The sequence below is a fragment of the Nitrosophilus sp. genome, from assembly GCF_982775275.1.
In genome coordinates this window covers 1-1,582 of the sequence record NZ_CEXZHP010000266.1, presented here as the reverse complement: position 1 = coordinate 1,582, position 1,582 = coordinate 1, and the positions used below count along the sequence as shown (strand labels likewise).

The window sequence follows — 1,582 nt, the reverse complement described above, 5'->3', positions numbered from 1 at the left end:
GTCAATATAGTTTGAAATTTGATATAATCTTTTTGGATTTTAGCTTATTAAAAGTTAGAAAGTTAGAAAGTAAAAAAGTGAGAAAGTGAGTGAGGGTAAGCCGAAGGCTTAGTATTAGTAAAAAAAATAGTTGAGTGGTTAAGTGAAAGGCTGAAGGGAGAAGGGGTTAGGAGGTAAGGTGATAAGGAGGTAAGGTAGGAGGTAAGGGGGTAAGGTGATAAGGAGGTAAGGAGATAAGGGAGTTAGGTGGTAATGATCAAGATGATGAGAGAGGGCTCAATTCCAAATTCCAAATTCCCATTTACCAATGTCTAATGTCCAATGTCTAAATTAGTTAAAATGGTTAAGTAGTTGGATAGTCTAGCGGTTGAATAGTTATATAAAATGAGCGAGGTAAAAAAATATTTGAGGTGTAGATGAAAAAAAGATATCCCACAAAAAAAATTTATGTAGGTAACGTAGCTATAGGAGGGGATGCTCCTATATCGGTTCAATCTATGACTTTTTCAAAAACAAGAGATGTAAAATCTACCGTTGAGCAGATAAAAAAACTTCATTTTGCGGGATGCGATATAGTAAGAGTTGCCGTTCCGCAAATGGAAGACGCTCTTGCGTTAAAAGAGATAAAAAAAGAGATCTCTCTTCCTTTGGTTGCGGATATCCATTTTAATTATAAATTAGCTTTAATTGCCGCGGAAGTTGTTGATTGTATTAGGATAAACCCCGGGAATATCGGCAGCAAAGAGAGAATAAAAGAGGTCGTAAAAGCTTGCAAAGAAAGAGAAATACCCATTAGAATAGGAGTAAATGCCGGGAGTTTGGAAAAAGAGATAGAGGCAAAATATGGAGCGACTCCTAAAGCTATGGTTGAATCGGCCTTGTATCATATAAAGCTTTTAGAAGATTTGGATTTTACTAATATTAAAGTATCCATGAAAGCCAGTGACGTAGAAAGGACCGTAGAAGCTTACAAGATGTTAAGACCTCTTGTTGATTATCCTTTTCATTTGGGTATAACGGAAGCTGGAACTATATTTCATGCGACCATAAAAAGCGCAATCGGCATAGGATCGCTTCTTTTAGAAGGTATTGGAGATACTATTAGGGTTTCAATAACCGGTGAACTTGAAAAAGAGGTCGAGGTTGCAAAAGCCATAATAAAAGATTCCGGAAGGGCAAAAGAGGGAGTAAATATTATATCTTGTCCGACATGTGCAAGATTAGAGGCGGATCTGGTCAAAGCGGTGGAAGAAGTTGAAAAAAGAACAAAACATATTAAAAAGCCTTTAAATATTTCTGTTATGGGGTGCGTAGTAAACGCGATAGGAGAGGCAAAACACGCCGATGTAGCTATAGCTTACGGTAAAAAAAGCGGGCTTATAATGGTAAAAGGAGAAGTCGTTGCAAAACTTCCCGAAGATAAATTGGTAGAGAGATTTTTAGAAGAGGTTGAAAAAATGGCAAAAGAGGGTTGAGAATTGAACCCTCTGAAAAATTACAAATTGAGCGAAAGCTTTGCGATTTTAGTTTGAAAATTTTATGTTCGCCATTAGGCGAAAAAAGTGCACTCAACCCCGAAGGG

General features: G+C 37.1%; 1 protein-coding gene. It reads left to right on the top strand.

Going from position 1 to position 1,582, the window contains the following annotated elements; genetic code table 11:
- Positions 1-416: 416 nt before the first annotated feature.
- Positions 417-1,475, top strand: coding sequence for a flavodoxin-dependent (E)-4-hydroxy-3-methylbut-2-enyl-diphosphate synthase (ispG, locus tag AC30RD_RS09100; protein WP_489494212.1), 1,059 nt, complete (start codon positions 417-419; stop codon positions 1,473-1,475).
- The last annotated feature ends 107 nt before the right edge of the window (positions 1,476-1,582 follow it).

What these genes read in the sequence shown, in the direction of transcription:
- ispG (WP_489494212.1), top strand. Translation starts at nt 417, where the DNA reads ATGAAAAAAAGATATCCCACAAAAAAAATTTATGTAGGTAACGTAGCT.